This is a genomic window from Amycolatopsis rubida (assembly GCF_900115345.1).
Classification (GTDB): Bacteria; Actinomycetota; Actinomycetes; order Mycobacteriales; family Pseudonocardiaceae; genus Amycolatopsis; species Amycolatopsis rubida.
This window is the reverse complement of the sequence record NZ_FOWC01000001.1, coordinates 293446-315772: the sequence shown is the minus strand read 5'-3', so window position 1 is coordinate 315772 and position 22327 is coordinate 293446. Positions and strand designations below refer to the sequence as shown.

Sequence of the window (22327 nt, the reverse complement as noted above, 5' to 3'; positions counted from 1 at the left end):
TGCGACCTGGCTCCCTAACCGACATACTCGCTTTACTGGTTACGCGACGAGGAGAGGATGGGCAAAACATGGGTGCGATTCCGACTTTCGGCGGCATTGCGTTCGACTGTCCGGACCCAGGGGTACTCGCCGGTTTCTATCGCTCCCTTCTTGAGTGGGACGAACCCGAGATCGCGCCGGACAACCACTGGGCCACGCTCGTCGACCCGCGCGGCGGCGTCCGGCTGGAATTCCAGCGGGTGGCCGATTACCGAGCGCCCGAATGGCCGTCGCAGGAGAAGCCGCAGCAGGCGCACCTCGACCTCGACGTCCCCGATCTCGAGGCCGCTCACCAGCGCATTCTCCGACTGGGCGCGAAGCTGCTCGACGATTCACCGGAGACCTTCCGCGTGTACGCCGATCCGGTCGGCCACCCGTTCTGCCTCTGCGCCTGCTGACGCGGCACGCCGAATCCGCGTAGGGTCGGCTGCGTGATTTGTCCGAAGTGTCAGAACATGATGCGCACGGTCGACAAGAACGGCGTCCACATCGAGCAGTGCGACGGCTGCCGCGGGATCTTCCTCGACCGCGGTGAGCTGGAGCAGATCGCCGGTGCGGAGAGCGCTTTCTACCGGCAGCAGCCGCCGCCGTACGGCCGTCCCGATTCGCCGCGCCCTTATCAAGGCGGGTACTCGGATTCGCCCCGGCCGTATCGGGGCGGGCATTCGGATTCGCCGCGTCCGTATCGGGGCGGGCATTCGGATTCGCCGCGTCCGTATCGGGGCGGGCATTCGGATTCGCCGCGTCCGTATCGGGGCGGGCACGCGGACTCGCCGCGGCCGCACCGCGGTGGCTACGGGGACTCGCCGCGACCGTACGGCGGACGCCGCAAGCGCGGTTTCCTCGAGAACCTCTTCGATTGAGTTGTCCACCGTCCCGGTAGCGCTTGACCTGCGGATCTGCCCGGCCTGTGGCGACCGTGCGAGTTGTCCACAGGTTGACGGGGACCTCGTGCGGTGCGCGGAGTGCGGACACCGGTGGCCGTTCCGGCGGCTGCCGTTATTCGCGTTGACGGGGCCGAGCGCGGGCGGCAAATCGACAGTCGGGCCGAAGCTGGCGCAGCGGTTGGCGGGCGAGGCCGTCGTGCTGGAGCAGGATGTGCTGTGGACCGGCGCGTTGCGCGACGACGTCCCGGGGAATCCGGCGTTTCGCGGGGCGTGGCTGCGGATGGCGGCGATGCTGCACCAGAACGGACGGCCGGTCGTGCTGTGCGGGACGGTCGCACCGCAGGAGCTGGAACCGTTGCCAGAGCGCGTTTTCTTCTCGGACGTGCACTATCTGGCGCTGGTCGCGGACAACGAGACCCTTCGGCGGCGGTTGCGTGCCCGGCCGGCGTGGCGGGAGTGGGACGAGGCGCGTATCGAGGAGATGCTCGAGTTCAACCTGTGGATACGTGGGCAGGTCGAGTCCATCGACACGACGGAGGCTCCGCTCGCCGACGTCGTGACCGCGGTGGAGAAGTGGGTCCGGGCCAGAATTAGGTCGGACCTAGGAATCGGTGCGTAAGCGGGATTGTGACTGGGTTCGACCTAGTGGCCCTTCACGATTCTTCCGCGCGGAGCCGTTCGTCGTAACGCTGCTGGGATTCGTGGATTTCGCCGGTGTGCGCGACGGTCCAGTCATACAGCCTGCCGAACGGCTCGCGCAGTGATTCACCAAGCGGCGTAAGGGAATACTCGACTCCGACCGGGGACGTCGGCAGTACCCGCCGCTCGATCATGCCGTTGCGTTCCAGCCGGCGCAGGGTTTGGGTCAGCACCCGCTGGGTCACGCCTTCCAGCCTGCGTTTGATGTCGTTGAACCGGCGCGGCTCCTCCAGGACCGCCATCGCCATCATCGACCACTTGTCGGCGATCTGGTCGAGGATCGGGCGGCTGGGACAGTCGGCCCGGTAGACAGTGTCGGTGTCGGGAGCGGCCATCTCGGTATCCTCCATGATCCTTGCGATGCCCAAAGTGCGTTATTGACGCCGGTCGAGCAACGTCCGAGCCTAGGTATACATCAGGAACCTAGCTGCCTGCCGGATACGTATCGGAGACCCGAATGCACCACGACGACTACTCGACCCTGCGCGTGCGCCGCGAGGCCGGCATCGTCCGCGTCACCATCGACAACCCGCCCGTCAACGTCCTCGACGTGGCTCTTATGGCGGACCTCAGGCGGCTGCTGATCGCGCTGCGAGACGATGATTCGGCGCGCGTGATCGTTTTCGACAGCGCCGATCCGGACTTCTTCATCGCGCACGTCGACATGTCACTGGTCGATACGCCGGACGCGTTCGACCAGTTCGCCCCCGAGGTGCCCGCGGGGCTCAACGTTTTCCAGGCGTTGGGCGAACTTCTGCGGCAGCAGCCGCAGGTGACGATCGTGCAGCTGGCCGGCCTGGCCCGAGGCGGCGGGGCGGAGTTCGTCGCCGCCGCTGACCTGGCCTTCGCCGCGATCGGCTCCGCCGGTCTCGGGCAGATCGAGGCGCTGATGGGGATTGTCCCGGGCGGCGGCGGAACGCAGTATCTGGCGAACCGGGTCGGCCGCAACCGGGCGTTGGAGATCGTGCTCGGCGCCGAGTTGTACGACGCGCGGACGGCCGAACGCTACGGCTGGGTCAACCGGGCCGTGCCCGCTGACGAACTGGAAGAAGTCGTCGATCGGCTGGCCCGCAACATCGCCGCGCTGCCGGAGGGAGTGATCGCCGCGGCGAAACAGGCTGTCGTTCCGGATGATCTGGCCAAGGGATTTCAGCGGGAACACGACGCTTGGGCGGGGCAGTTCACTCGTCCCGCGGCGGAAGCGCTGATTCGCGGAGGACTGGCGCACGGCGCGCAAACGCGCGCGGGCGAGCGTGATCTGGAGGGGCTGCTTCGCGGGCTGGCGGGGTGATCAGCCGCACGGCCACCGGTTCTCGGATTGCGGATCGTCCAGCCAGAAAGTCTGCTCGTCGCTGGTGACCGTGAGGCCGAAGCGCGACCGGCTGGGACGACCCAGTGATTCCCAGCGACGGTGCGCGTCCTCGGCGAGATCCCACAAGGCACGTGGACCTCCTTGCGCTACCTCGAAACCGGAATCCGTGCGGCGGGTGCGGGCCCAGGAACCGTCTGGATGGGACAGTGCGAAGCTGCCGTTCGGGTCGACGTGCACTGGGCGCACCTCCGGCAGCTCCAGTGACGCGAAGAACTCAAAATGGCGTTGCGGTTTGAGAACATCTGTCATCGACAATTCCGTGGGACGCCATTGCGCATCGGCAGTGGACGGCAGTTCCGCGAGTGGCGACAGGCGGTGCGCCCGCAGGGGCATGAAGCGGCCGTCGCGGGCTAGGACCTGGCCTTCGGCGGTCGCGCCTTCGCCTGCGGTGAGCCGGATCAGCCCGCCGCCGAGCGGGCGGTTGAGGGTGGTGACGATGTGCCCGCCGGGGAGTGTTTGCTCAAGCCAGGAAAGGGGAATCCGGGAGACCGACGCGGTGCACAGGACCCGGTCGAAGAGCACTCCGGCCGGGAAGCCGAGTGCGCCGTCGCCGGTGGCGCACGCGGGGGCGTAGCCGCAGGAGGCCAGACGTTCCCGCGCGGCGGCCGCGATGGCCGGGTCGATATCCACTGTGGACACTTGGCTGGAACCGCAGCGGTGGCACAGCAAACCCGCGTTGTAGCCGGTTCCGGTGCCGATCTCCAGTACCCGATCGCCGTCGCGGACCAGGAGTTCTTCCAGCATGATCGCCATGATCGCGGGCATGCTGGACGAACTGGTCGCCGTGCCCGGGACCGGTCCGTGTGCGCGGGCCCGGTCCCAGAGCGCCGGGTCGTCGTCGAGCTGGGTGACCAGGACGTCGCGCGAATAGACGCGGTCCAGCCAGTCCGGGTCGCTGCGGTCGACTGCGGCCCAGCCGTTGCCGGAGGGCACGAAAAACCGCGGCAGGAACGCGTGCCGCGGGACGGTCGCGAAGGCGTCCGTCCACGCCTCGTCGTGCAGCACGTCCTCTTCGACGAGGTGCCGGACCAGGCGTCGACGCAACCGTTGTGCCCGCATAAGCCCAGGGTAACGGGGTGAGCGGAACCACACCCGATGGTTGCAAGCAGGGTGCTTGCAATAGCTAGCACGCGAGCGTACTGTCGAGTAGGTCGCGAGGAGGTGACCGGATGACAGAACCCGGCGGAGCACAGCGCCCCATGGACAAGGTCGCGGACATTGCCTCCGACATCGGCGAGTACATCCGCCAGCAGCGCAGTTCCGCGAAGATTTCGCTGCGCCAGCTGTCGAAACTCGCCGGAGTGTCCAATCCGTACCTGAGCCAGATCGAGCGCGGGGTCCGCAAACCCAGCGCGGAGATCCTGCAGCAGATCGCCAAAGGGCTGCGGATCTCGGCCGAAGCGTTGTACGTGCAGGCCGGAATCCTCGACCTGCCGACCGGCGGCCCGGTCGGCGACGCGATCCGCGCCGACGCCGAGCTGACCGAACGGCAGAAGCAGGTCCTGCTCGACGTCTACGAGTCCTTCCGGCGCGAAAACGCCGCCGCGAACACCGCACCGAAGACCACCCAAGAGACCACTGAGGAGTCGGCATGACTACGCCCAAGACCGAGGACGTCCGCAAGGCCGTCAACACCGCGCTCGACCAGGTCCGCACCCCGCTGCTCGCCGCGCTCGGCGCCGGCAACCTGGCCAGCCAGGCCGTGACCGACGCGGTTTCCAAGGCCCGCGCCAACGTCACCAAGAACACCGAGGCCGCCCGCAAGGGCTTCGAGGAGCTGCCGACCGATGTCGAGAGCCTCCGCGAGAAGCTCGACCCGGCCGAACTGCGCAAGGCCATCGACGAGTACACCGAGGCCGCGCTGAAGCTGTACAACAAGCTGGCCGAGTCCGGTGAGCAGGCGTGGGACAAGATCGCCGCGCAGCCGCAGGTCAAGAAGGCTCTTGAGCAGCTGGACGACGCGCTGACCGCCGCGCAGGAGCGCGTCGACGGCCTGACCGAGGAGACCCGCGAGCGCGTCGACGGCGTGCTGGCGAAGGTCACCAAGCGCACCCGTTCCGCTGGCGAGAAGGCCGCCCGCAAGGTGACCGAGGTGGCCGGCGAGACCGCGGACGCGGTCGAGGAAATCGGCGAGAACGTCGCGCACGAGACCCGTTCGGCGGCCCGCAAGGCCGCGAACCGCACCGCGCCGAAGACCGCTGCCCCGGCCCGCCGCACGACCACCGCCACGACGGCGAACGCGAAGAAGCCGGCCGCGCCGAAGACGGAGAAGTGACGGAAAAGTCGCTGCCGCACTGACGGCGGTTCGGGCGCTTCGGTGCCCGAACCGTTGGGGCGGGACGGTTTGCGCCGGGTCGCCGAGGGCGAGAATTGAAGATCGAGGGGTCGCACGGCGGCCGGGCCGAGGGTTGGTCCGGCCGCCGTGCGCTGCGTTGGGGATGTTCGGGGCACTGTGCCGTTGCGGTGTCGCGGTGTTGGGGACGGTGCACGCTCCGCGTGCGAGAGGTGCCGTGCCGCTGCATGGCGGACTGTGCCCCGTGTCGCTGAATCGGGCGACGTGCCGGGGTGCTGCGGGATGTGGGTGCTGTGGGATGGGGTGGCGGGGTGTTGGTGAGGTTGCTGCTGAATCGGACGACGTGCCGGGGTGGTGTGGAGATGTAGTGGCGGGGTGTTGGTGAGATTGCTGCTGAATCGGGGGACGTGCCGGGGCACCCCTGTGGCGGGGTTGCGGTGGCGGGGGCGTTGGTGAGGTTGCAGCCGCGCCGGTGAATCGGGGGACGGTGCCGCCGTTCTCCTGTGCGGGGTGTTTCGGCGGCCGCGTTGGGTGGATTGGTCCGGCCGCCGTGTGCTGCGGCGAAGTGTTTCGGTGAGGCCGGTGTTGGGTCGGACCCAACTCGGGCGAGCGTCGTTAGGTCCGACCTAGGCTCGTGGCGGCGAGCTGGGTCCGACCTAGGCTCGTGGCGGCGAGCTGGGTTCGACCTAGGTTCGCGGCGGCGGACTGGGTTCGACCTAGGTTCGCGGCGGCGGACTGGGTTCGACCCAAGCAGGGACATCCGCCCGGAGTGACCGTTGTCACCCCAGACTTGCTCGCTGCGGCTAACCGCGGGCCGAACCCGGCCGTCCGAGTCTGACCAGCAGTCACGTCGCGGCGCCGGGTTTTGGGGGAGCGGGCGGCGTGGGCGGTTTGCCGTAAGCTGGCGGCGTGCTGGTTGCCGAATGGATCCTCAGGGTCATCCACTGGGGCAGCGCCTTGGTCGGGCTCTTCGCCTTCGTTCACGCGCTGCTCCAGCGAGCTGACGCGTACTCGGCGGCCGATCGCAAGACCAAGCCGATCTGGATGCTGATCACCGGCGGGGCCACGCTTGCCCTGGTGCTTTTCCAGATCCAGGGGCCCGGGTTCATCTTCTGGGTGCCCGCGATGGCGGCGGCGCTCGTCTACATCGTCGACGTGCGGCCGAAGCTCATCGAGGTTCAGCGAGGCCACCGCAACTGGTGACCGGAGCGGCGGGCGGATTACATTCGGGCCCGTGACCACCTGGACTATCGCCGGAAGCCTCACCGTCGTTCCCGCGCCGACCCGTACCGACCTGCTTGCCGAACCCGTCGCCAAGGCGCTTGCCGCGATGCCCGCGCCGGACGAACTCGGCGTCACCGAGATCGATCCGGAACTCGCCGACACCGCCGCGTTCTGCGAGGCGTACGGCTCGCCGTTGACAGCCTCCGCGAACTGCGTCGTTGTCGCTGGCAAGCGGGCTGGCGAGGTCCGGTTCGCCGCGGCGCTCGTGCTCGCGACGACCCGCGCCGACGTCAACGGCGTCATCAAGCGCCGCCTCGACGTGCGCAAGGCGTCGTTCGCGCCGATGGACGAGGCCGTTTCCCTCACCGGCATGGAGTACGGCGGCATCACGCCCGTCGGGCTGCCCGCGGACTGGCCGATCCTCCTCGACCAAGCCGTCGCGGACGCGCCGGAGCTGGTGATCGGCAGCGGGATCCGCGGCAGCAAGCTCCTGATCTCCGGTACGGCGCTCGCGGGGCTGCCGAACGCCGAGGTCATCGACGGGCTCGCGCGCTGAACTGTCCATAGTGGACGAACCAGTCGAGATCAGCCCGGCCGCGCTCGAAGCGCTCAAGCGGCAGCGCGAGGCGATGCTGGCCGCGCTGGACAAGGACAGCCCGGTCTACGGCGTCAACACCGGCATGGGACGGCTCGCCGGAACCCGGCTCACCGCCGAGCAGCAGGCCGGCCATCAGCGCAATCTGCTGGTCGGCCGCGCGGTCGGCGGGAAGCCGTGGTTGTCGCCGGAGCTGACCCGGGCGTTGCTGCGCATGCGGCTGCGCGGGTTTCTTCGCGGCGACGCGGCGGTCAGTCCCGAGCTGGTCACCTTCCTCGTGGACCGGCTCAACGACGGGTTCCTCCCCGCCGTCCCGCGCGACAGTCTCGGCAGCGCGGGCGAGATCATCCCGCTGGCGCACGCGTTCCAGACCTTCATCGGGCTCGGCACGGTCATCGAGGACGGCGCCGAAGTTCCGGCGGCGGAAGCGCTGGAACGGCGCGGGGTACGGCCGTTCGTGCTGGGGCCGAAGGAAGGGGCGAGCCTGATTCAAGGTTCGCCGCTGGCCGAGGCGTACGCGTGGGTTTGCGGCAAGAGGCTGCGTCGGCTGGTCGATTGGCAGACGGTCTGCGCGGCGATCACCGTGGACGTTCTTGGTGCGCCGCAAGCGATCTACCGCGGCACCAGCATCGAGAACCTCATCGAGGGGGCCGCCGCGAAAAAGGGAGTCGTGCAGGCTCCGATCTCGGTGCGAGTCGGCCCGAAGGTGCTCGAATACGTCAGCCGGACTGACGGGGAACTACGGGAAGCCTTGCAGGAGTCCTGGGAAACTCCAGCGGACTCACCGGCCTTTGTCAACGGCGAGTTCGTCCCGACAACCGGCTATCACGCCACAGCGCTCGGGCTGAGGATGGACGCGGTCAAGGCAGCCCTCGTCCACGCGGCGGAAATCTCGGTACAGCGCTTGCACCGCCTCCTCGATCCGCAGTTCAGCGGTTTGCCGCCGCAGCTTGCGGTGGATCCGGGGCCGCAGGCCGGGCTTGCGCCGTTGCACAAACGCGCGGCCGGCGAGCTGCACGCGATGCGAGGGCTGGCCGCACCGGCGACGCTGGGGTCGTTGGACACTTCCGCTGGTCAGGAGGATGTGCAAGCGTTTGCCAGCAAGGCCGGAGCCGAGCTGGAGACAGTTATCGAACGCTTCTTCGCCATCACCGCGTGCGAGCTGATCGCCGGGCGGCAGGCGCGGTATCTGCTCGAAACCCCGGGGGCACCGAGGCTGGGCGACACCTACGCCTGGCTCGCGGCGAGGGTCGAGCCGGTGGTGGTTGATCGGTCGCTGGGGGCGGAGGTTGATCGGCTGGCCGCGGTGTGTCGTGAGTGTTTATCCCGGTGAGAACCGGCATAAACACTCACGAGTCCCGACGGGCCTGCTGGAGCGCCAACCCGCGAGGCGTGGCCAGTTTGGTCAGCAGCGCGAACACCCCCTCGCACACCAGCGCCAGCACCACCACCGCCACCCCGCCGCCGAAGATTTCGCCGTGGCCCTGCTCGCCGAGGGCGAAACCGTCCACGATGTAGCGGCCCAGACCGCCGCCGTCGTTGACGATCGCGCCGATCGCGACCGTCGCGATCAGTTGCAGGAACGCCACTCGCGCGGCGGCCACGATCACCGGCGACGACAGCGGCAGTTCCACACGCAGCATGATCTGCCATTCGCGGTACCCGGTGCCGCGCGCCGCGTCGACGACGTCCTGTTCCACCTGCACCACGCCCGCGTAGGTGTTGGTGAACAGCGGCGGCAGCGCCAGCGCGACGAGCGCGAGCAGCAGCGGCCAGAAGTCCGTGTTCGCGCCCCACCTGCTGGCCAGGAACCAGAACAGGATGATCAGCCCGAAACTCGGGATCGCGCGGCCGATGTTCACCGCGCTGCTCGCCAGGAACTGGCCGCGCCGGTAGTGCCCGAGCCACAGCGCGAGCGGCACCGTCAGGATGATCGAGATCGCCAGTGCCAGCGCGGAAAACCACAGATGCTGCACAGTCCGGAACGGAATCCCGGCCGGATCGGTCCAGCTCCAGCGGTTCGGGTCGGCGAGCCAGTGGCTCAGCTGCTCGAAAAAGCTCATCGAACGGCCCTCCGCGCCCACGGGGCCAGCGCGCGTTCGCTCAGCCACAGCAGCAAATCGACGAGTACGGCCAGCGCGATCGACAGCACGACGCCGACGATGATCGGGCTCGGATTCGGGATCGTCGTCTGGATGCCGGCCCGGATGAAGTAGCCGAGCCCGCCCATGCCGAGCAGCGACGTGACGGTGACCAGGCCGATCGTCGTCACCGCGGCCACCCGCAGCCCGGCGATCACCACCGGCAGCGCGAGCGGCAGCTCCACCTGCCACAACAACCGCCGCGGCGTGAAGCCCATCCCGATCGCCGCTTCGCGCACTTCGGTCGGTACCTGCTGCACGCCGGTCACGATGTTGCGGATCAGGATCAGCAGCGTGTACGTCGCCAGCGGGATGACCGAGGTGGCGAAGGAGAACCCGAGCAGCGGGACCAGCAGCGCGAACGCGCCGAGGCTCGGGATCACGTAGAGCGCGCCCGCCGTGCCGACCACGAACGGATAGAACCAGCGGTAGCGCAGGCACAGCGTGGCCAGCGCGAGCGAGAGCACGAGGCCGACGCCGAGCGCGGTCGCGGTGAGGGCGATGTGCTCGCCGAGCCGCTGCAGAATCGCGTCGGCGTTGCGTTCGACCCACCGCCATTCGAAGAGGGGACGGCTGCTGTCGGCCAGCAGCGGGGTCACGGACGCGTGCACGGCGCGACCTTACCCCGATCGAGCGACAATATTCCGGCTCGTGAGATTCCCCGGGCAGGATTCCTCACCAGTGGTTTCTGTCGGGGGTCGCGGTTAGGGTCCATTCCCACTAACGAGTGAACTGAGGAGTGTGGGGACACGTGCGCTGGACCCGGAACATCCGAGCGGCCGCGCTGCTGGCGACGGCCGCGCTCGGCTTGACCGCGTGCGGTGGGGGAAGCGACCAGCCGGCCGCGCCGAGCAAGGGCGGCGCTCCGATCGTCGTCGCCTCGTTCAACTTCACCGACAGCCAGATCCTGGCCGAGATCTACGCGAGCGCGCTGGAGGCGAAGGGCTATCCGGTCACCCGGAAGCTGAACCTCGGCTCGCGGGAGCTGGTCTACCCGTCGCTCAAATCCGGCGAGCTGCAGTTCCTGCCGGAGTACCAGGGCGCGGCGATCACGACCGGCTTCGGCAAGGAGGCCACCAAGGACGCCAAGGCCGAGCACGAACAGCTGGCGAAGTTTTTCGCTCCAGAGGGCGTCGGGCTGCTGAACTACGCCGCGGCCGAGGACAAGAACACCTACATCGTGAAGGCCGACCTCGCGAAGTCGAAGGGCATCGCGTCGATCAGCGACCTGAAGAAGCTCGACAAGGTCGTCATGGCCGGTCCGCCGGAGTGCGAGAAGCGGCTGCCGTGCTTCCAGGGCTTCAAGGACGTCTACAAGCTGACGAACGCCACCTTCCAGACCGTGCAGGAGGCCGGGCCGCGCGTGCAGCAGCTCAACTCCGGCGCGGTCACGGTGATCCCGGTCGACTCGGTCAGCCCGCTGGTCGGCGACTCGCAGTACGTCGCGCTCAAGGACGACCTCACCATCGTGCCCACCGAGAACGTGGTGCCCGCGGTGAACAAGAAGGTGCTCGACGAGCGCGGTGCGGACTTCGCGACTGCCGTCAACGCCGTCAGCGCGAAGCTCACCACGGACGGCATGCGCGAGCTGAACAAGCGGGTCGACGCGGACGGCGAACCCGCGGCGGACGTGGCCAAGGACTGGCTGAAGCAGCAGGGGCTGAGTTGAGCGGTCGTGAGTGGCGATCCCGGTTCTCACCGGGATCGCCACTCACGACACCCATGTGCAAGGGTTGCGGTGGCGGAACCCTGAGGAGGAAACGACATGGGCAAGGTCACGGCCACCGCGGAGCGCACGATCGACGCGCCGGTGGAACGCGTGCGTGAGCTGGTCGCGGACTACGCCGAGACTCGGCCGAAGCTGCTCACCGAGCACTACCGCGACTACGAGGTCAGCGAAGGCGGCGTCGGCGCCGGCACGAAGGCCAGCTGGAAGCTGCAGGCCACGTCCAAGCGCGTGCGCGATGTCGCGGCCACGGTGACCGAGCCGTCGCCGGGTACCTTCGTCGAGACCGACGCGAACTCCAGCATGGTCACCACCTGGACCGTCACCTCCTCCGGAGAGCGTTCGCTCGTCCGCATCCAGACCAGCTGGGACGGCGCGGGCGGCATCGGCGGCTTCTTCGAGAAGACCTTCGCGCCGGGCGGGTTGAAGAAGATCTACGACGGCGTGCTCGGCAAGCTCGCGGAGATCGTGTAGCGCTTGCCACAACCCCGGGGACAATCGGAATGCGCGCCCCGGTTTCTCCGTTGGCCGGATAGCCGGGGCGCGCGCCCCGCTTCAATCCAGCTTGAACGAAACGGAGTTCGACGGTGAACGCACCCACAGCGACTGAGATCCGGCTCGCGGCCCGTCCGCACGGCGTCCCGACCATGGACACTTTCGACATCGTCGAGACCGAGGTGCCGAAGCCGGGTCCCGGGCAGATCCTGGTGCGCAACGTGGTGATGAGCGTCGATCCGGCGATGCGCGGCCGGATGAACGACGTGAAGTCCTACTCGCCGCCGTTCGCGGTCGGCGAGGCCATGCAGGGCGGCGCGGTCGGCGAGGTCATCGAGTCCACTGTGGACGACTTCGCGGTCGGCGAGCACGTACTGCACCAGGCCGGCTGGCGCACGCACGCGGTACTCGACGCCAAGCGAGCGGTCAAAGTGGACGATTCCGTCGCGCCGCTCTCGACCTACCTCGGCGTGCTCGGAATGCCGGGCCTCACCGCGTACGCCGGGCTGCTGGTGAGCGCGGAATTCAAGCCGGGCGACACGGTTTTCGTCTCCGGCGCGGCCGGTGCGGTCGGCTCGCTCGTCGGTCAGCTGGCGCGGCTCAAGGGCGCCAAGCGCGTGATCGGCAGCGCGGGTTCGGCGGAGAAGGTCCGCTATCTCACCGAAGAACTCGGCTTCGACGCCGCCTTCAACTACAAGGACGGACCGGTCGCCGAGCAGCTCGCCGCGGCCGCGCCCGAGGGCATCGACGTCTACTTCGACAACGTCGGCGGCGAGCATCTGGAAGCCGCGATCGCGTCGATGAACCTGCACGGCCGGATCGCCATCTGCGGCATGATCTCGCAGTACAACGCGACCGAGCCGACCCCGGCTCCGCGCAACCTGGTGCAGCTCATCGCGAAGCGGATCACCATGCGCGGCCTGCTCGTGCTGGATCACTGGCACCTGATGCAGGAGTTCGTGGCCGAGGTCGCGCCGCTCGTCGCGTCCGGGGAGATCAAGTACTCGGAGACCTTTGTGGACGGTATCCGCAACGCGCCGGACGCCTTCCTCGGCCTGCTCAGCGGGGCCAACACCGGAAAGATGCTGGTGCGCCTCAGCTCCTGACGATCGCGTCCGCCAGTTCGGGCATCGTCGCCGCGGTGTAGGTCGCGGCCGGCAGGCCGGGCAGCGGGTGGACTCCGGGACGCGCGAGCAGCGCGGTCCGGAGTCCTGCTGCTTGCGCCCCGGCGATGTCCCAGCCGTGCGCGGCGATCATCACCGCTTGGCCGGGTTCGACGCCGAAGGCACGCAGCACCTGGAGGTACGGCTCCGGTGCGGGCTTGAGCCTGCTGACCTGCTGCGCGGAGAAGATCCGCTCGAATTTCGTGGCCAGGCCAGCGTTCTGCAACTGCGCCTCGGCGGTCGCGAGCGGCGAATTCGTGAGGGCGACGACCTGGTGCCCGGCTTGGCGCAAGCGGTCCAGGCCGGGCACGACGTCGGCGTGCGCGGGCAAAGTGCGCAGACCGTCGCCGACCTTCACCAGTTCGGCGTCGGTCAGTTCATGGCCGTGCCGCGCGCACACGGCGGCAGCGGCTTCCCCGGCGATCTGCGCGAAATCGCGGTACTGGCCGGCCGCGGTCACCGTGAGCACGGTGTGGATCGCGAGCGTGAACCATTCCTGGCGCGCTTCCGGATCACCGGTGAGCTGGGTGAACAGCGGGTCGAGCACCGTCAGATCGAGCAGTGTCTCGTTGACGTCGAACACGCAGAGCATCGCGCCTCCTGCCGGTGAACCGCTTGCGTTCCAGGGTCCTCTGTCAGTCGCGGGCTAGGCAAGCGCGGTGATCAGTTCGGCGAGAACTCCCTGCCAATGGCGGCGCTGCCGCTCCCGTTCGGCGGCATCGGCCAGCCGTTCCTGGTGAATGCGCAGCATTGCTTTTTCCGGGCCGCTGGCGCGCACGGCCAGTTGCAGGGTCGTCGCGTGCGACCAGCCGGCCGGTTGCCAGGTGAGCCGGATCCGGTCCATTTCGCGGAAGCTGCGCGTCTCGCCGCGGATTCCGTCGGCGGTCTCGTAGCCGACGCCGGGTTCGGGCTGGACCGTGACGCCCTCGCCGAGCCAGATCGCCACGCCTTCCGCGGACGTGATGAAGTCCCAGACATCCTCGGCGGAGCGGCCGATCGTCTTCGAGACGCCGATCTGCCAGCCCGCGTCCTTGGTCTGCCCGACGCTCACCGGGCCACCGCCGCGATCGCGCTGACCTCGACGAGCGCGCCCGGTACCGCCAGCCCGGCCACGCGCTGGACGGTGACCGGCGGCGTCGCGCCCGCCAGCGCCGCGGCGGCGGCCGGATAAGCCCCGGCGAGATCGACGTCCGCGACCAGCAGGATGTTCAGCATCACCACATCCTGGACGGTCGCGCCCCCGGCGGCCAGTGCCGTTTCCAGGTTGGCCATCACCCGCTCGACCTGCGCGGCGACGTCGGTTCCGCCGACGAGCGCGCCGTTCGCGTCGACCGCGTTCTGGCCGCCGACGTAGATCGTCGTCGCGCCCGGCGGGACCACGGCGACCTGGGCGAAGGCGGGGGACTGGACGAGCCCTTCGGGGCGGAGCAGCTGAGTCATAAAACGAGTATGACCAGATACCCGGTCGGATACTGTCCTAGTTTTGCGCGAGAATCGGGACCATGACCACGACGAGCCGTCGCCTGGAGACACTGGCGTTGCTGCAGGCGCGCCCTGGCATCTCCGCCACCGACCTCGCGGCCCGGCTCGGCGTCACCGAGCGCACGACGCGGCGCGACATCGCTCAGCTGCGCGAACTCGGCTATCGCATCGACGGTGAACCGGGCCGGGCCGGCGGCTATCGGCTGGCGCACGGCACTGCGATGCCGCCGCTGCTGCTGGACGCCGACGAGGTCGCCGCGGTCTCGCTCGGCCTGCAAACGGCAGTGACGGTCGACGGGCTGGAAACCGCCACAGTGACCGCGCTGGCCAAGCTGACCCAGGTGGTGCCGACGCGCTGGCAGACCCGGCTAGCCGCGCTCGCGGAGGTGGAATCGTTACCGGGCAAGCCTTTCCGGCAGGCGGCACGGGACATTCTGGTGCCGCTCGCGTTGGCTTGCCGGGCTGGCGAAGCGGTCCGGATCCGGCATCGAGCCGTGGCCGCTCCGTCCGCGAAACCCGTTGATGTGCAGCCTTATCGGCTCATCACGGTCCGGCGGCAGTGGTATCTCGTCGCTTGCCCGCGCGGGACCAGCGAATGGAAAACCTTTGCGGTAGAAAGAATCGAGGCGGTCCAGCCGCTCGGGATCAAGCTGCCCGCGCCGGAACCACCGTCCACTGTGGCCGATCTGATCACGAACGCGGGCTGGCGGCATCGCGTCCGGGTCCAGATGCGCACGTCCGCAGATCTGGTGCGGGAACTTGTCGACCCGGGCGTCGCCACCGTGGTCGAGGACGGCGACGAGTGCGAACTCCGGTTCGGCACCGACGATCTCGACTGGGCCGCGCGCTGGCTGGCTTACCTGGACGTGGATTTCGACGTGCTGGAACCGCCCGCGCTCACCGATCGTTTGCACGCCTTCGGCGCTTGGCTGGCTGACCGCTACGTCACCACTCCGCCGGACTGATCGCCGGAGTCTCCGCGCGATAAGCCTCGATCACGATCCGCGCCGCCCGCCGGGACTTGGCGACGACCTGCTCCGTCGGATAGCCAAGCCATTGGTGGACGCCGTTGAGGTAGAAATCGCCGTAGCCGTAGGCCTGGGTGTGGAGCTGCTCCATCAGTTCCAGCGCGATAGCCGGATCCGGCGCGATCGCGAGGCAGCGCAGCAGCGACGCGTCGATCAGTTCACGGCGGGCCTCGTGCAGTTCGGCGTATTGCGCGCCAGTCAGCTCGGCGGCGAAGAAGACGTGCAGCCCGATCCGGGTGTCGATGAGGAACTTGGTGTGCGCGGCGGCGACGGCGGCCAGCGCGGCACCGTCGTCGGTCTCGGCGGCGGCTGCTTCGTCGGCGAGTTCGCGAAGCCGGCGCGCCGCGACCGTGCCGACTGCGGCCAGCAACGCGGCGCGGTCCGGGAAATGCCGGTATGGCGCGGCGGCGGAGACTTTCGCCCGGCGCGCGGCTTCGGCGACCGAGAACCCGGTGATCCCGTTTTCCGCGATGAGGTCGAAAGCCACGCGCACGAGTTCGGCGCGCAGATTGCGGTGGTGGTACTGCGCCGCCATGCCGTGTGTCACACCCGATCGTGGTCGCGTCGAGGAATAAGCCGAGGTCCACGCTAGTCTATGTAAGAGGGTTCTTACATCGACTTTGTCCCGGCCGGACGGGACACCCAGGAGGGCTTCATGACCACGACCACCTCCGCCATCGCCGCCCCGGCGCCGGGCGGACCGCTCGCGCCGACGACGATCGAGCGCCGCGACCTGCGGCCCGGCGACGTGCTCATCGACATCGCCTACGCCGGCATCTGCCACAGCGACCTGCACCAGGTCAACCAGGACTGGGGGACCGCGATCTTCCCGATGGTGCCGGGCCACGAGATCGCCGGCGTGGTCGCCGCGGTCGGCTCGGACGTCACGAAGTACCAGGTCGGCGACCGGGTCGGGGTCGGCTGCATGGTCGATTCGTGCGGCGAATGCGAGTACTGCCGCGCCGGATCCGAGCAGTTCTGCGTCAAGGGCAACGTGCAGACGTACAACGGGGTCGGCTTCGACGGCGAGAACACCTACGGCGGATACAGCCGCCAGATCGTGGTGAAGGACGCGTTCGTCTGCCGGATCCCGGAAGGCATTTCCCTCGACGTGGCCGCGCCGCTGCTGTGTGCGGGCATCACCACGTACTCGCCGCTGCGCCGATGGGGTGCGGGACCGGGCAAGAAGGTCGCCGTCGTCGGGCTCGGCGGGCTCGGGCACATGGCGGTCAAGCTGGCCGTCGCGATGGGCGCGGACGTCACCGTGCTCAGCCAGAGCCTGAAGAAGCAGGAAGACGGGCTTCGGCTCGGCGCGAAGGACTACTACGCGACCGGCGACGAGTCGACCTTCGAGACGCTCACCGGCCGGTTCGACGTCATCCTCAACACCGTGTCGGCGAAGCTGCCGGTCGACGCCTACCTCAGCCTGCTGCGCGTCGGCGGCGCGATGGTGAACGTCGGCGCCCCGGGGGAACCGTTGGAGTACAACGTCTTCTCCCTGATCGGTGGCAACCGCGTGCTGGCCGGTTCGATGATCGGCGGCATCGCGGAAACCCAGGAGATGCTGGACTTCTGTGCCGAGCACGGCGTCGGCGCGGAGATCGAGACGATCAGCGCGGACCAGGTGAACGAGGCGTACGCGCGGGTCGAGAACAGCGACGTACGGTACCGCTTCGTGATCGACGCCGCGACGATCGGCGCGTAGCGGCTCGTGAGTGTTTGTCGCGGTTCTGACCGCGGCAAACACTCACGAGTGTCACATCACCATGGTCCGATTACCGTGCACCAGAACTCGCCCTTCGAGGTGCCAGCGCAGGCCGCGCGCGAGCGTCACCTTTTCGATGTCCCGGCCCTTGCGCACCAGGTCCTGCACCGAATCGCCGTGGTCGACGCGGATGACGTCCTGTTCGATGATCGGCCCGGCGTCCAGATCCGCGGTGACGTAGTGGCAGGTCGCGCCGACGAGCTTCACTCCGCGCGTGTGCGCCTGGTGATACGGCTTCGCGCCGATGAACGACGGCAGGAAGCTGTGGTGGATGTTCAGCGCGCGTCCGGTCCACGCCGCGCACAGTTCCGCGGGCAGGACCTGCATGAACCGCGCCAGCACGATCGCGTGCGGGTCGTGTGCGTCGACCAGTTCGCGGACCTTGGCGAACGCGGCCGCCTTGCCGTCCGGGTCGCCTGCCGGGAACGGCACGTGGTGGAAGGGGATCCCGTGCGCGCGCGTGATGTCCGCGAGCGAATCGTGGTTGCCGATCACCGCGGCGATGTCCACGTCCAGCTCACCGGAGGCGACCCGGCCGAGCAGGTCGTAGAGGCAGTGCCCGGCCTTCGACACCAGCACCACGGCGCGCGGGCGCTCGCCGGTGTCGCGCACCTGCCAGCTCGACTCGGCGGACAGTTCGTTCGCGACCTCGCTGAACCGCTCGCGCAACCCCTGGGCGTCGAACGGCAGCGAATCGGCGCGGACGACCTGGCGGGTGAAGAACCAGCCCGAGTCGGGATCGGTGTGATACGCCGCCTCGACGATCATTCCGCCGTGGTCGGCGAGGAAGCCCGAGATGCGGGCGATGATGCCGGTGCGGTCGGGGCAGCCGAACGTGAGCACGTAACGCTGGGGATCTGACACCCACCCATTCTCGTCGCCTGCTGGTCAGGGTGCGGCGAGGGGCTCCAGAAGGGTGGCGTCGCCGACGTTCTCGGCGTGGTTCGGCCGGCCCCACAGCGCGCGGTAGACGTCGTCGGCCGGTCCGGTGAGCGTGAGATCCGGGACGCCTTCGCCCAGCGCGGGCGGCTGGCCGGCGTGCAGCAGAACGGTCCAGGTCCGGGTGTCGGTGCTGACCTGGACGATCCCGTCGCGGCAGCTTGGCCGGCCGCGGCGCGGGCTCAGGAAGGCGAGGAACTCGTCGATGCCGTCCTCGGCGAATTCCGTGCGGTACCGGGTGACCGGCGGCGACGGCAGGGCGCTTTCCGCATCGAGCCGGTGGATGGCGAACTCGTGCGCGAGCCGGCGCGTCCAATCGCCGACGGTGATCGGACCACCGTGCGGGAAAGGCGAGCGCAGCGGGGTTTCCGCCGGACGGCGCAGGGCTTCGCGGACGGCCATCCGTTCGCCGTCCCAGCGGCCGAGCGTGTCTTCCCAGGTGCTTGCGCGCGGTGACTCAGCATTCCGGTCGGTGAACGCAGCGACCGCGTACGAGAGCACCGTCGTCAGGTGCGTCACCAGGTCCCGCACTGTCCACTCCGGACAGTTCAGGACCGGCGCGGCCGGACCCGCGGCGAGCGTCGCGGCCTTGATCCGGTCGGCGTGGATGTCGATCGCTTCCAGCAGCCGTGGCGCGTCCATGCACTGACCGTAGCCTGCGCACCCGCGCTCGCCGGCCGAATTCGATGAGCACGACCAGCAGCAGCCCGAGCAGGAACGACAGCAGCAGGCCGTACACCGGACGGTCGGCGAACGCGGCCCCGCCGGCGAGCCCGACCAGCGCGCTGTACACCGACCACAGCGTCGCGCCCGCGGCGTCGAGCGGCACGAACCGGCGCAGCGGATAGCCGAGGCTTCCGTTGGCCAGCGCGCTCGCGACGCGTCCGCCGGGCAGGTAGCGCGCGGCGACGATCAGCAGCGGCGCTTGTCTGCGCACCTGGTCGCGGGCCCATTCGTAGCGTTGCCGTCCGGAAGGCCCGCGCTGCAGCCAGGCGACGGCACGCGGCCCGGCGGCGCGGCCGACGGCGTAGCCGAGACAGTCGCCCGCCCACGCCCCGGCGGCGGACACGACGACCAGCAGCGCGAGCCTGCCCGGGTCCGGTCCGATCAGAACGGCGACGGTCACCACGGTCGTTTCGCTCGGCATGAACGGGAGCAGCGCGTCCAGTCCGGCGATCGCGAACACGAGCACCCACAGCCAGGGCGAGCCGAGCGTGCCCCGGATCAGCTCGGTGACGTGTTCCAGCAGTTCCACCCGCTCATCGTCAGCACTGAAGGTCACCAAGGGATGACCCAGCGGGGTGCGGGTGGTGAACAGGTGGGTTCAGCGCGGCGCGACGCTCTCCCAGGCCACGGTCAGCTCGCCGAGCCTGCGCCGGTCCGGATTGCCGATAACCGGCCAGCCGCGGTCGGCGAGCATGGCGACGGTGGTCGTCCAGCGGGCGCGCACGCCGAAGGACCGGTGCGGCGCGGCGGCCGCCCAGCATTCGTCCAAAGTAGACATCAAGGCGTGCACGCGTTCGCCGGGAACGTTGCGGTGGATGAGGATCTTCGGCAACCGTTCGGCCACTGTGGACGGACGGTCGAGTTCGGCGAGGCGAAGCGACAGGGTCAGCGTGCGCGGACCGCCTGCCCCGACCACGACCCACGTGACCAGCCTGCCGATCTCGTCGCAGGTGCCTTCGACCAGCAGGCCCTCCGGCGGCATCGCGTCGAGCATCAGCTGCCACGCGCCCGGGACCTCGGCCGCGGCGTATTGGCGGAGCACGTTGAACGCGCGCACCAGGACCGGTCGCGTCCCGGCCAGCTCGAAGCCGCCGCGCCGGAAGTCGAGCCGGGGCGGATCAGCGGCGGGCAGAGCGGCGGCGACACGCTCCGGGTCGAGTTCGAGCCCGAGCACCCGGACGTCCGGCCGCACGCGTGCCAGCCAGCGGGCCAGTTCGACGGTCGTGACCGGCGACGCTCCGTAGCCGAGATCGACGACAAGGGGACTCTCGCCGCGCCGCAGCAGCCGCGTGACGCCCGGGTCGCTCGCGAGCCAGCGGTCGACCCGGCGCAACCGGTTGGGATTGGTGGTGCCCCTGGTCGGGGCTCCCACCGGGGTCAGGCGTGCTCGGCCAGCCACTGCGCGGTGAACTCGTCCTCGCGCCGCAGCAGGTTGACCACCTGCTCGGAGACGAACTCCTCGATCCGGCCGCCGAAGAGGGGGATGCGCACCACGACCTCGCCGGTGGTGCGGAGGAGGACCTTGCCGTCCTTGGGGGAGAGGTAGGTCGAAGCGCCGATCTCGCCGGGGACGCCGCCTACGCCGACGTCGGACCGGCCGGTGTACTCGTCGCCGGACCGCTTCCAGGTCTGGGTGCGGTTGACGATGATGTCGCCTTTGTGCAGGGCGCGGACGGCTTGGGGGAGTTTGGCCGCCTTGATGCCGTGCTGGAGTTCGTAACGGACGGAGTCGCCTTCGGCGGTGTAGGCGAGGAGTTTGGCGTCGTCGCCGCCTAGCGCTTCCAGGCGTGCTTGGAGTGCTTCCTCGCCTGCTACTGCGGTGAAGACGTTTTCGAGCGAGCCGGTGAATTCGCCGCGGTGCTCGATCCGGGATCCCATGAAACGGACAGTACCGGGTGGGGGTGGGGGTGGGGGCTCGTCGCCTGGGGGCGACATTGGCCTGGTTGCTGGTGTGGGGCACCCCGAAGGTTGATTGTGCTGACGGGCGGCGGGTGCTTGTCAAGGCGGGAAAGATGCCTTGACAAGCACCCGCCGCCCGCAGGGGGGCTTCGGATCGGGGTGCGGGGGAGGGCTGGGTGTCTCGATGGTCGGGTGCGTCGGCTGCGGGGAGGGCTGGGTGTCTCGGTGGTGGGTGCGTCGGCTGCGGGGAGGGGCTGGGTGCCTCGACCGTGGGTGCAGCGGTGGCGGGGAGGGGCTGGGTGCCTCGACCGTGGGTGGGAAGGGGCGGGGTGCCTCGACCGTGGGTGCATCGGCTGCGGGGGAGGGGCCGGGTGCCTCGATCGTGGGGTGCGGCGGTTCGGGCAGGTGATGGGTGCGCGCGGATGGGGGCTGGTGGTTGCGGGGGTTCGCGGGGCGCATCCGGGCGGCGGTGGTCTGTGAAGGGCTCCTTGAGGGAACCCGCGTTCGTGAAGGGGCCTCTCGCGGGCCGGTGGAGGGTCGTGAGGGGAACCCTGCGGGAGTCAGAGTCAATGAGGGTGGCCCTCACGGACGGTCCGAGGGGGCGGGGCGGGGGCGGGCAGTACCGTCAGTATCCGTGGACATCGCTGAAACGCCTGGTCCGGCTCGCCTCGCCGACTTCACTACTCTCCGCGTCGGCGGACCGGTGCGTCGGCTCGTGATCGCGACCACCGCCGCGGAACTCGTCGCCGCCGTGCGCGATGCCGACGACGCGGGTGAGCCCGTTCTGTTGCTCGGCGGCGGATCGAATCTCGTCGTCGGCGACGAAGGCTTCGCAGGCACTCTCGTGCGGATCGCCAACACCGGCTGGACTCGCGACGCCGACATCGTCGAGGTCGCGGCTGGGCAGGAGTGGGACGCGTTTGTCTCCGCGCTGGTCGACAACGGCCTCGGCGGGCTTGAGTGTCTTTCCGGGATTCCGGGCTCGGTGGGGGCGACGCCGATCCAGAACGTCGGCGCGTACGGCGGCGAGGTGGCTGAGTCGATCGTCTCCGTCGAGTTGTACGACCGGGCCGCGAAGGAGGTACGGACGGTCAAGGCTGACGAACTCGGCTTCGCTTACCGCACCAGCGTGCTCAAGGGCACAGACCGTGGCGTTGTGCTGAGTGTGCGGTTCCGGATCGACCCGAGCGGGCAGTCCGCGCCTATCCGGTACGCCGAGTTGGCGCGCACGCTGGGTGTCGAGATCGACGCGAAAGTCCCCGCCGCGCAGGTCCGGGAAGCGGTGCTTGGGCTGCGCAGGGGCAAGGGCATGGTGCTCGACCCGGCGGATCACGACACCTGGAGCGCGGGCTCGTTCTTCACCAACCCGATCGTCCCCGGGGAAGAAGCGGCGGCGGTGCTGAGCCGGATCGCGGAGTCGGCTGAGGGGAAGATCCCGCAGTACCCGGCCAAGGGCGGGGTGAAGCTGTCCGCCGCGTGGCTGATCGAGCGGGCTGGGTTCGGCAAGGGGTACCCGGGGCCGGGCGGCCGGGTTTCGCTGTCTGCCAAGCACACTCTCGCGCTCACCAACCGCGGCGAGGCCAGCACCGAAGACCTGCTGACGCTGGCGCGCGAGGTCCGTGACGGCGTCGAGGCCCGGTTCGGTGTGCGGCTCCATCCCGAACCGCTGCTGATCAACTGTTCGCTCTGAGGCGCACGGGGTAACCCGAGTGAGCCAACGGACAGGAAACCGGCAGCAACCGGACACCGGGTGAAACGTCTTGCGGGATGGAGAGGAATTTCCGGTTCGCAGGTAACGTCGAATCGCTCACCGGCGCTGATGTGCGTGGGAGAAGCCGGTGCGGGGGACAAGTG

Annotated in this window: 27 protein-coding genes and 1 pseudogene; 15 read left to right on the top strand and 13 right to left on the bottom strand. The window is 69.1% G+C overall.

The window, feature by feature from the left end:
* Positions 1–68: 68 nt before the first annotated feature.
* Genes BM362_RS01595 through BM362_RS01585 form a run of 3 tightly spaced genes read left to right on the top strand, consistent with a single transcriptional unit; the run spans position 69 to position 1545 of the window.
* Complete coding sequence (locus BM362_RS01595; protein WP_067595446.1) at positions 69–437, top strand: VOC family protein; 369 nt, start codon at positions 69–71, stop codon at positions 435–437.
* Between the two features lie 33 nt (positions 438–470).
* Positions 471–902, top strand: a complete 432-nt coding sequence (locus BM362_RS01590) for a TFIIB-type zinc ribbon-containing protein (protein ID WP_093571960.1) — start codon at positions 471–473, stop codon at positions 900–902.
* 1 nt (position 903) lies between these two features.
* Positions 904–1545, top strand: a complete 642-nt coding sequence (locus BM362_RS01585) for an AAA family ATPase (RefSeq protein ID WP_067595448.1) — start codon at positions 904–906, stop codon at positions 1543–1545.
* A gap of 34 nt (positions 1546–1579) precedes the next feature.
* On the opposite strand, the gene BM362_RS01580 is transcribed toward BM362_RS01585, so the two are convergent.
* Positions 1580–1960, bottom strand: a complete 381-nt coding sequence (locus tag BM362_RS01580) for a winged helix-turn-helix transcriptional regulator (RefSeq protein ID WP_093571959.1) — start codon at positions 1958–1960, stop codon at positions 1580–1582.
* Between the two features lie 122 nt (positions 1961–2082).
* Here BM362_RS01580 and BM362_RS01575 point away from each other — a divergent pair, with 122 nt between their 5' ends.
* Positions 2083–2916, top strand: coding sequence for an enoyl-CoA hydratase/isomerase family protein (locus tag BM362_RS01575; protein WP_093571958.1), 834 nt, complete (start codon positions 2083–2085; stop codon positions 2914–2916).
* Here the strand turns inward: BM362_RS01575 and BM362_RS01570 are convergent, their stop codons facing one another.
* A complete protein-coding gene (locus BM362_RS01570) occupies positions 2917–4056 on the bottom strand; it encodes a methyltransferase domain-containing protein (RefSeq protein WP_093571957.1) in 1140 nt (379 codons plus the stop codon).
* A gap of 140 nt (positions 4057–4196) precedes the next feature.
* On the opposite strand from BM362_RS01570, the gene BM362_RS01565 reads away from it, so the two are divergent.
* The 5 genes from BM362_RS01565 (at position 4197) to BM362_RS01545 (ending at position 8442) form a co-directional block, all read left to right on the top strand.
* A complete protein-coding gene (locus BM362_RS01565; protein WP_037807545.1) occupies positions 4197–4592 on the top strand; it encodes a helix-turn-helix domain-containing protein in 396 nt (131 codons plus the stop codon).
* Positions 4589–5272 carry a hypothetical protein gene (locus BM362_RS01560; RefSeq protein WP_067595454.1) on the top strand — a complete coding sequence of 228 codons (684 nt, stop codon included), beginning with the start codon at positions 4589–4591 and terminating at the stop codon, positions 5270–5272. Before BM362_RS01565 ends, BM362_RS01560 begins: the two co-directional genes overlap by 4 nt.
* Before the next feature lie 927 nt (positions 5273–6199).
* On the top strand, positions 6200–6493 hold the full coding sequence (locus BM362_RS01555; protein WP_067595455.1) for a DUF2516 family protein: 294 nt from the start codon (positions 6200–6202) through the stop codon (positions 6491–6493).
* A gap of 31 nt (positions 6494–6524) precedes the next feature.
* The gene (locus BM362_RS01550) at positions 6525–7070 is read left to right on the top strand and encodes a YbaK/EbsC family protein (protein ID WP_067595457.1); all 546 of its coding nucleotides are present in this window, start codon (positions 6525–6527) and stop codon (positions 7068–7070) included.
* A 10-nt stretch (positions 7071–7080) separates the two neighbouring features.
* The gene (locus BM362_RS01545) at positions 7081–8442 is read left to right on the top strand and encodes an aromatic amino acid lyase (RefSeq protein ID WP_280142701.1); all 1362 of its coding nucleotides are present in this window, start codon (positions 7081–7083) and stop codon (positions 8440–8442) included.
* A gap of 16 nt (positions 8443–8458) precedes the next feature.
* Here the strand turns inward: BM362_RS01545 and BM362_RS01540 are convergent, their stop codons facing one another.
* Both BM362_RS01540 and BM362_RS01535 read right to left on the bottom strand, forming a co-directional pair.
* A complete protein-coding gene (locus BM362_RS01540; RefSeq protein ID WP_067595491.1) occupies positions 8459–9172 on the bottom strand; it encodes an ABC transporter permease in 714 nt (237 codons plus the stop codon).
* Positions 9169–9861 carry an ABC transporter permease gene (locus BM362_RS01535; protein ID WP_093571956.1) on the bottom strand — a complete coding sequence of 231 codons (693 nt, stop codon included), beginning with the start codon at positions 9859–9861 and terminating at the stop codon, positions 9169–9171. Before BM362_RS01535 ends, BM362_RS01540 begins: the two co-directional genes overlap by 4 nt.
* 140 nt (positions 9862–10001) lie before the next feature.
* Between BM362_RS01535 and BM362_RS01530 the strand changes: the two genes are divergently transcribed.
* The 3 genes from BM362_RS01530 (at position 10002) to BM362_RS01520 (ending at position 12577) form a co-directional block, all read left to right on the top strand.
* A complete protein-coding gene (locus tag BM362_RS01530) occupies positions 10002–10919 on the top strand; it encodes an ABC transporter substrate-binding protein (protein WP_093571955.1) in 918 nt (305 codons plus the stop codon).
* 96 nt (positions 10920–11015) lie between these two features.
* Positions 11016–11450, top strand: a complete 435-nt coding sequence (locus BM362_RS01525; protein ID WP_067595465.1) for an SRPBCC family protein — start codon at positions 11016–11018, stop codon at positions 11448–11450.
* A 113-nt stretch (positions 11451–11563) separates the two neighbouring features.
* A complete protein-coding gene (locus BM362_RS01520) occupies positions 11564–12577 on the top strand; it encodes an NADP-dependent oxidoreductase (protein ID WP_093571954.1) in 1014 nt (337 codons plus the stop codon).
* Here BM362_RS01520 and BM362_RS01515 read toward each other — a convergent pair.
* Genes BM362_RS01515 through BM362_RS01505 form a run of 3 tightly spaced genes read right to left on the bottom strand, consistent with a single transcriptional unit; the run spans position 12567 to position 14074 of the window.
* A complete protein-coding gene (locus tag BM362_RS01515) occupies positions 12567–13226 on the bottom strand; it encodes a haloacid dehalogenase type II (RefSeq protein WP_067595467.1) in 660 nt (219 codons plus the stop codon). The genes BM362_RS01520 and BM362_RS01515 overlap by 11 nt on opposite strands.
* 54 nt (positions 13227–13280) lie before the next feature.
* Positions 13281–13685, bottom strand: a complete 405-nt coding sequence (locus BM362_RS01510; protein WP_067595469.1) for an SRPBCC domain-containing protein — start codon at positions 13683–13685, stop codon at positions 13281–13283.
* A complete protein-coding gene (locus BM362_RS01505) occupies positions 13682–14074 on the bottom strand; it encodes a RidA family protein (RefSeq protein ID WP_067595471.1) in 393 nt (130 codons plus the stop codon). The genes BM362_RS01510 and BM362_RS01505 overlap by 4 nt, the downstream gene beginning before the upstream one ends.
* A 62-nt stretch (positions 14075–14136) precedes the next feature.
* On the opposite strand from BM362_RS01505, the gene BM362_RS01500 reads away from it, so the two are divergent.
* The gene (locus tag BM362_RS01500) at positions 14137–15081 is read left to right on the top strand and encodes a helix-turn-helix transcriptional regulator (RefSeq protein WP_093571953.1); all 945 of its coding nucleotides are present in this window, start codon (positions 14137–14139) and stop codon (positions 15079–15081) included.
* On the opposite strand, the gene BM362_RS01495 is transcribed toward BM362_RS01500, so the two are convergent.
* The gene (locus BM362_RS01495; protein ID WP_093571952.1) at positions 15062–15679 is read right to left on the bottom strand and encodes a TetR/AcrR family transcriptional regulator; all 618 of its coding nucleotides are present in this window, start codon (positions 15677–15679) and stop codon (positions 15062–15064) included. The genes BM362_RS01500 and BM362_RS01495 overlap by 20 nt on opposite strands.
* Before the next feature lie 120 nt (positions 15680–15799).
* Between BM362_RS01495 and BM362_RS01490 the strand changes: the two genes are divergently transcribed.
* Positions 15800–16849 carry an NAD(P)-dependent alcohol dehydrogenase gene (locus BM362_RS01490; protein WP_067595478.1) on the top strand — a complete coding sequence of 350 codons (1050 nt, stop codon included), beginning with the start codon at positions 15800–15802 and terminating at the stop codon, positions 16847–16849.
* Positions 16850–16900: 51 nt separating this feature from the next.
* Here the strand turns inward: BM362_RS01490 and purU are convergent, their stop codons facing one another.
* The 5 genes and pseudogenes from purU to BM362_RS01465 all read right to left on the bottom strand — a co-directional run bounded on the left by purU (position 16901) and on the right by BM362_RS01465 (position 20452).
* Positions 16901–17752 (bottom strand): formyltetrahydrofolate deformylase, encoded by an 852-nt coding sequence (gene purU, locus BM362_RS01485; RefSeq protein ID WP_067595480.1) that lies wholly within the window; start codon positions 17750–17752, stop codon positions 16901–16903.
* A gap of 45 nt (positions 17753–17797) precedes the next feature.
* A pseudogene (locus BM362_RS01480) lies at positions 17798–18409 on the bottom strand (maleylpyruvate isomerase family mycothiol-dependent enzyme); the annotation flags it as partial.
* Entirely contained in the window at positions 18306–19103 is a 798-nt protein-coding gene (locus BM362_RS01475) for a DedA family protein (RefSeq protein ID WP_244287009.1), read from the bottom strand. The gene BM362_RS01475 and the pseudogene BM362_RS01480, both read right to left, overlap by 104 nt.
* Positions 19104–19172: 69 nt before the next feature.
* Positions 19173–19973: an SAM-dependent methyltransferase gene (locus BM362_RS01470; protein WP_093571949.1), complete on the bottom strand. Its 801-nt coding sequence runs from the start codon at positions 19971–19973 to the stop codon at positions 19173–19175.
* Positions 19952–20452, bottom strand: a complete 501-nt coding sequence (locus BM362_RS01465) for a DUF2505 domain-containing protein (RefSeq protein ID WP_067595485.1) — start codon at positions 20450–20452, stop codon at positions 19952–19954. The genes BM362_RS01470 and BM362_RS01465 overlap by 22 nt, the downstream gene beginning before the upstream one ends.
* A gap of 655 nt (positions 20453–21107) precedes the next feature.
* On the opposite strand from BM362_RS01465, the gene BM362_RS01460 reads away from it, so the two are divergent.
* Positions 21108–22163: a UDP-N-acetylmuramate dehydrogenase gene (locus tag BM362_RS01460; protein ID WP_093571948.1), complete on the top strand. Its 1056-nt coding sequence runs from the start codon at positions 21108–21110 to the stop codon at positions 22161–22163.
* The last annotated feature ends 164 nt before the right edge of the window (positions 22164–22327 follow it).

Excerpts from the sequence above, each read along its gene's own strand:
- BM362_RS01505 (WP_067595471.1), bottom strand. The coding sequence starts at position 14,074 with ATGACTCAGCTGCTCCGCCCCGAAGGGCTCGTCCAGTCCCCCGCCTTC.
- BM362_RS01595 (WP_067595446.1), top strand. The coding sequence starts at position 69 with ATGGGTGCGATTCCGACTTTCGGCGGCATTGCGTTCGACTGTCCGGAC.
- BM362_RS01570 (WP_093571957.1), bottom strand. The coding sequence starts at position 4,056 with ATGCGGGCACAACGGTTGCGTCGACGCCTGGTCCGGCACCTCGTCGAA.
- BM362_RS01540 (WP_067595491.1), bottom strand. The coding sequence starts at position 9,172 with ATGAGCTTTTTCGAGCAGCTGAGCCACTGGCTCGCCGACCCGAACCGC.
- BM362_RS01580 (WP_093571959.1), bottom strand. The coding sequence starts at position 1,960 with ATGGCCGCTCCCGACACCGACACTGTCTACCGGGCCGACTGTCCCAGC.
- BM362_RS01515 (WP_067595467.1), bottom strand. The coding sequence starts at position 13,226 with ATGCTCTGCGTGTTCGACGTCAACGAGACACTGCTCGATCTGACGGTG.
- BM362_RS01490 (WP_067595478.1), top strand. The coding sequence starts at position 15,800 with ATGACCACGACCACCTCCGCCATCGCCGCCCCGGCGCCGGGCGGACCG.
- BM362_RS01500 (WP_093571953.1), top strand. The coding sequence starts at position 14,137 with ATGACCACGACGAGCCGTCGCCTGGAGACACTGGCGTTGCTGCAGGCG.
- BM362_RS01495 (WP_093571952.1), bottom strand. The coding sequence starts at position 15,679 with ATGGCGGCGCAGTACCACCACCGCAATCTGCGCGCCGAACTCGTGCGC.
- BM362_RS01465 (WP_067595485.1), bottom strand. The coding sequence starts at position 20,452 with ATGGGATCCCGGATCGAGCACCGCGGCGAATTCACCGGCTCGCTCGAA.
- BM362_RS01525 (WP_067595465.1), top strand. The coding sequence starts at position 11,016 with ATGGGCAAGGTCACGGCCACCGCGGAGCGCACGATCGACGCGCCGGTG.
- BM362_RS01565 (WP_037807545.1), top strand. The coding sequence starts at position 4,197 with ATGGACAAGGTCGCGGACATTGCCTCCGACATCGGCGAGTACATCCGC.
- BM362_RS01575 (WP_093571958.1), top strand. The coding sequence starts at position 2,083 with ATGCACCACGACGACTACTCGACCCTGCGCGTGCGCCGCGAGGCCGGC.
- BM362_RS01560 (WP_067595454.1), top strand. The coding sequence starts at position 4,589 with ATGACTACGCCCAAGACCGAGGACGTCCGCAAGGCCGTCAACACCGCG.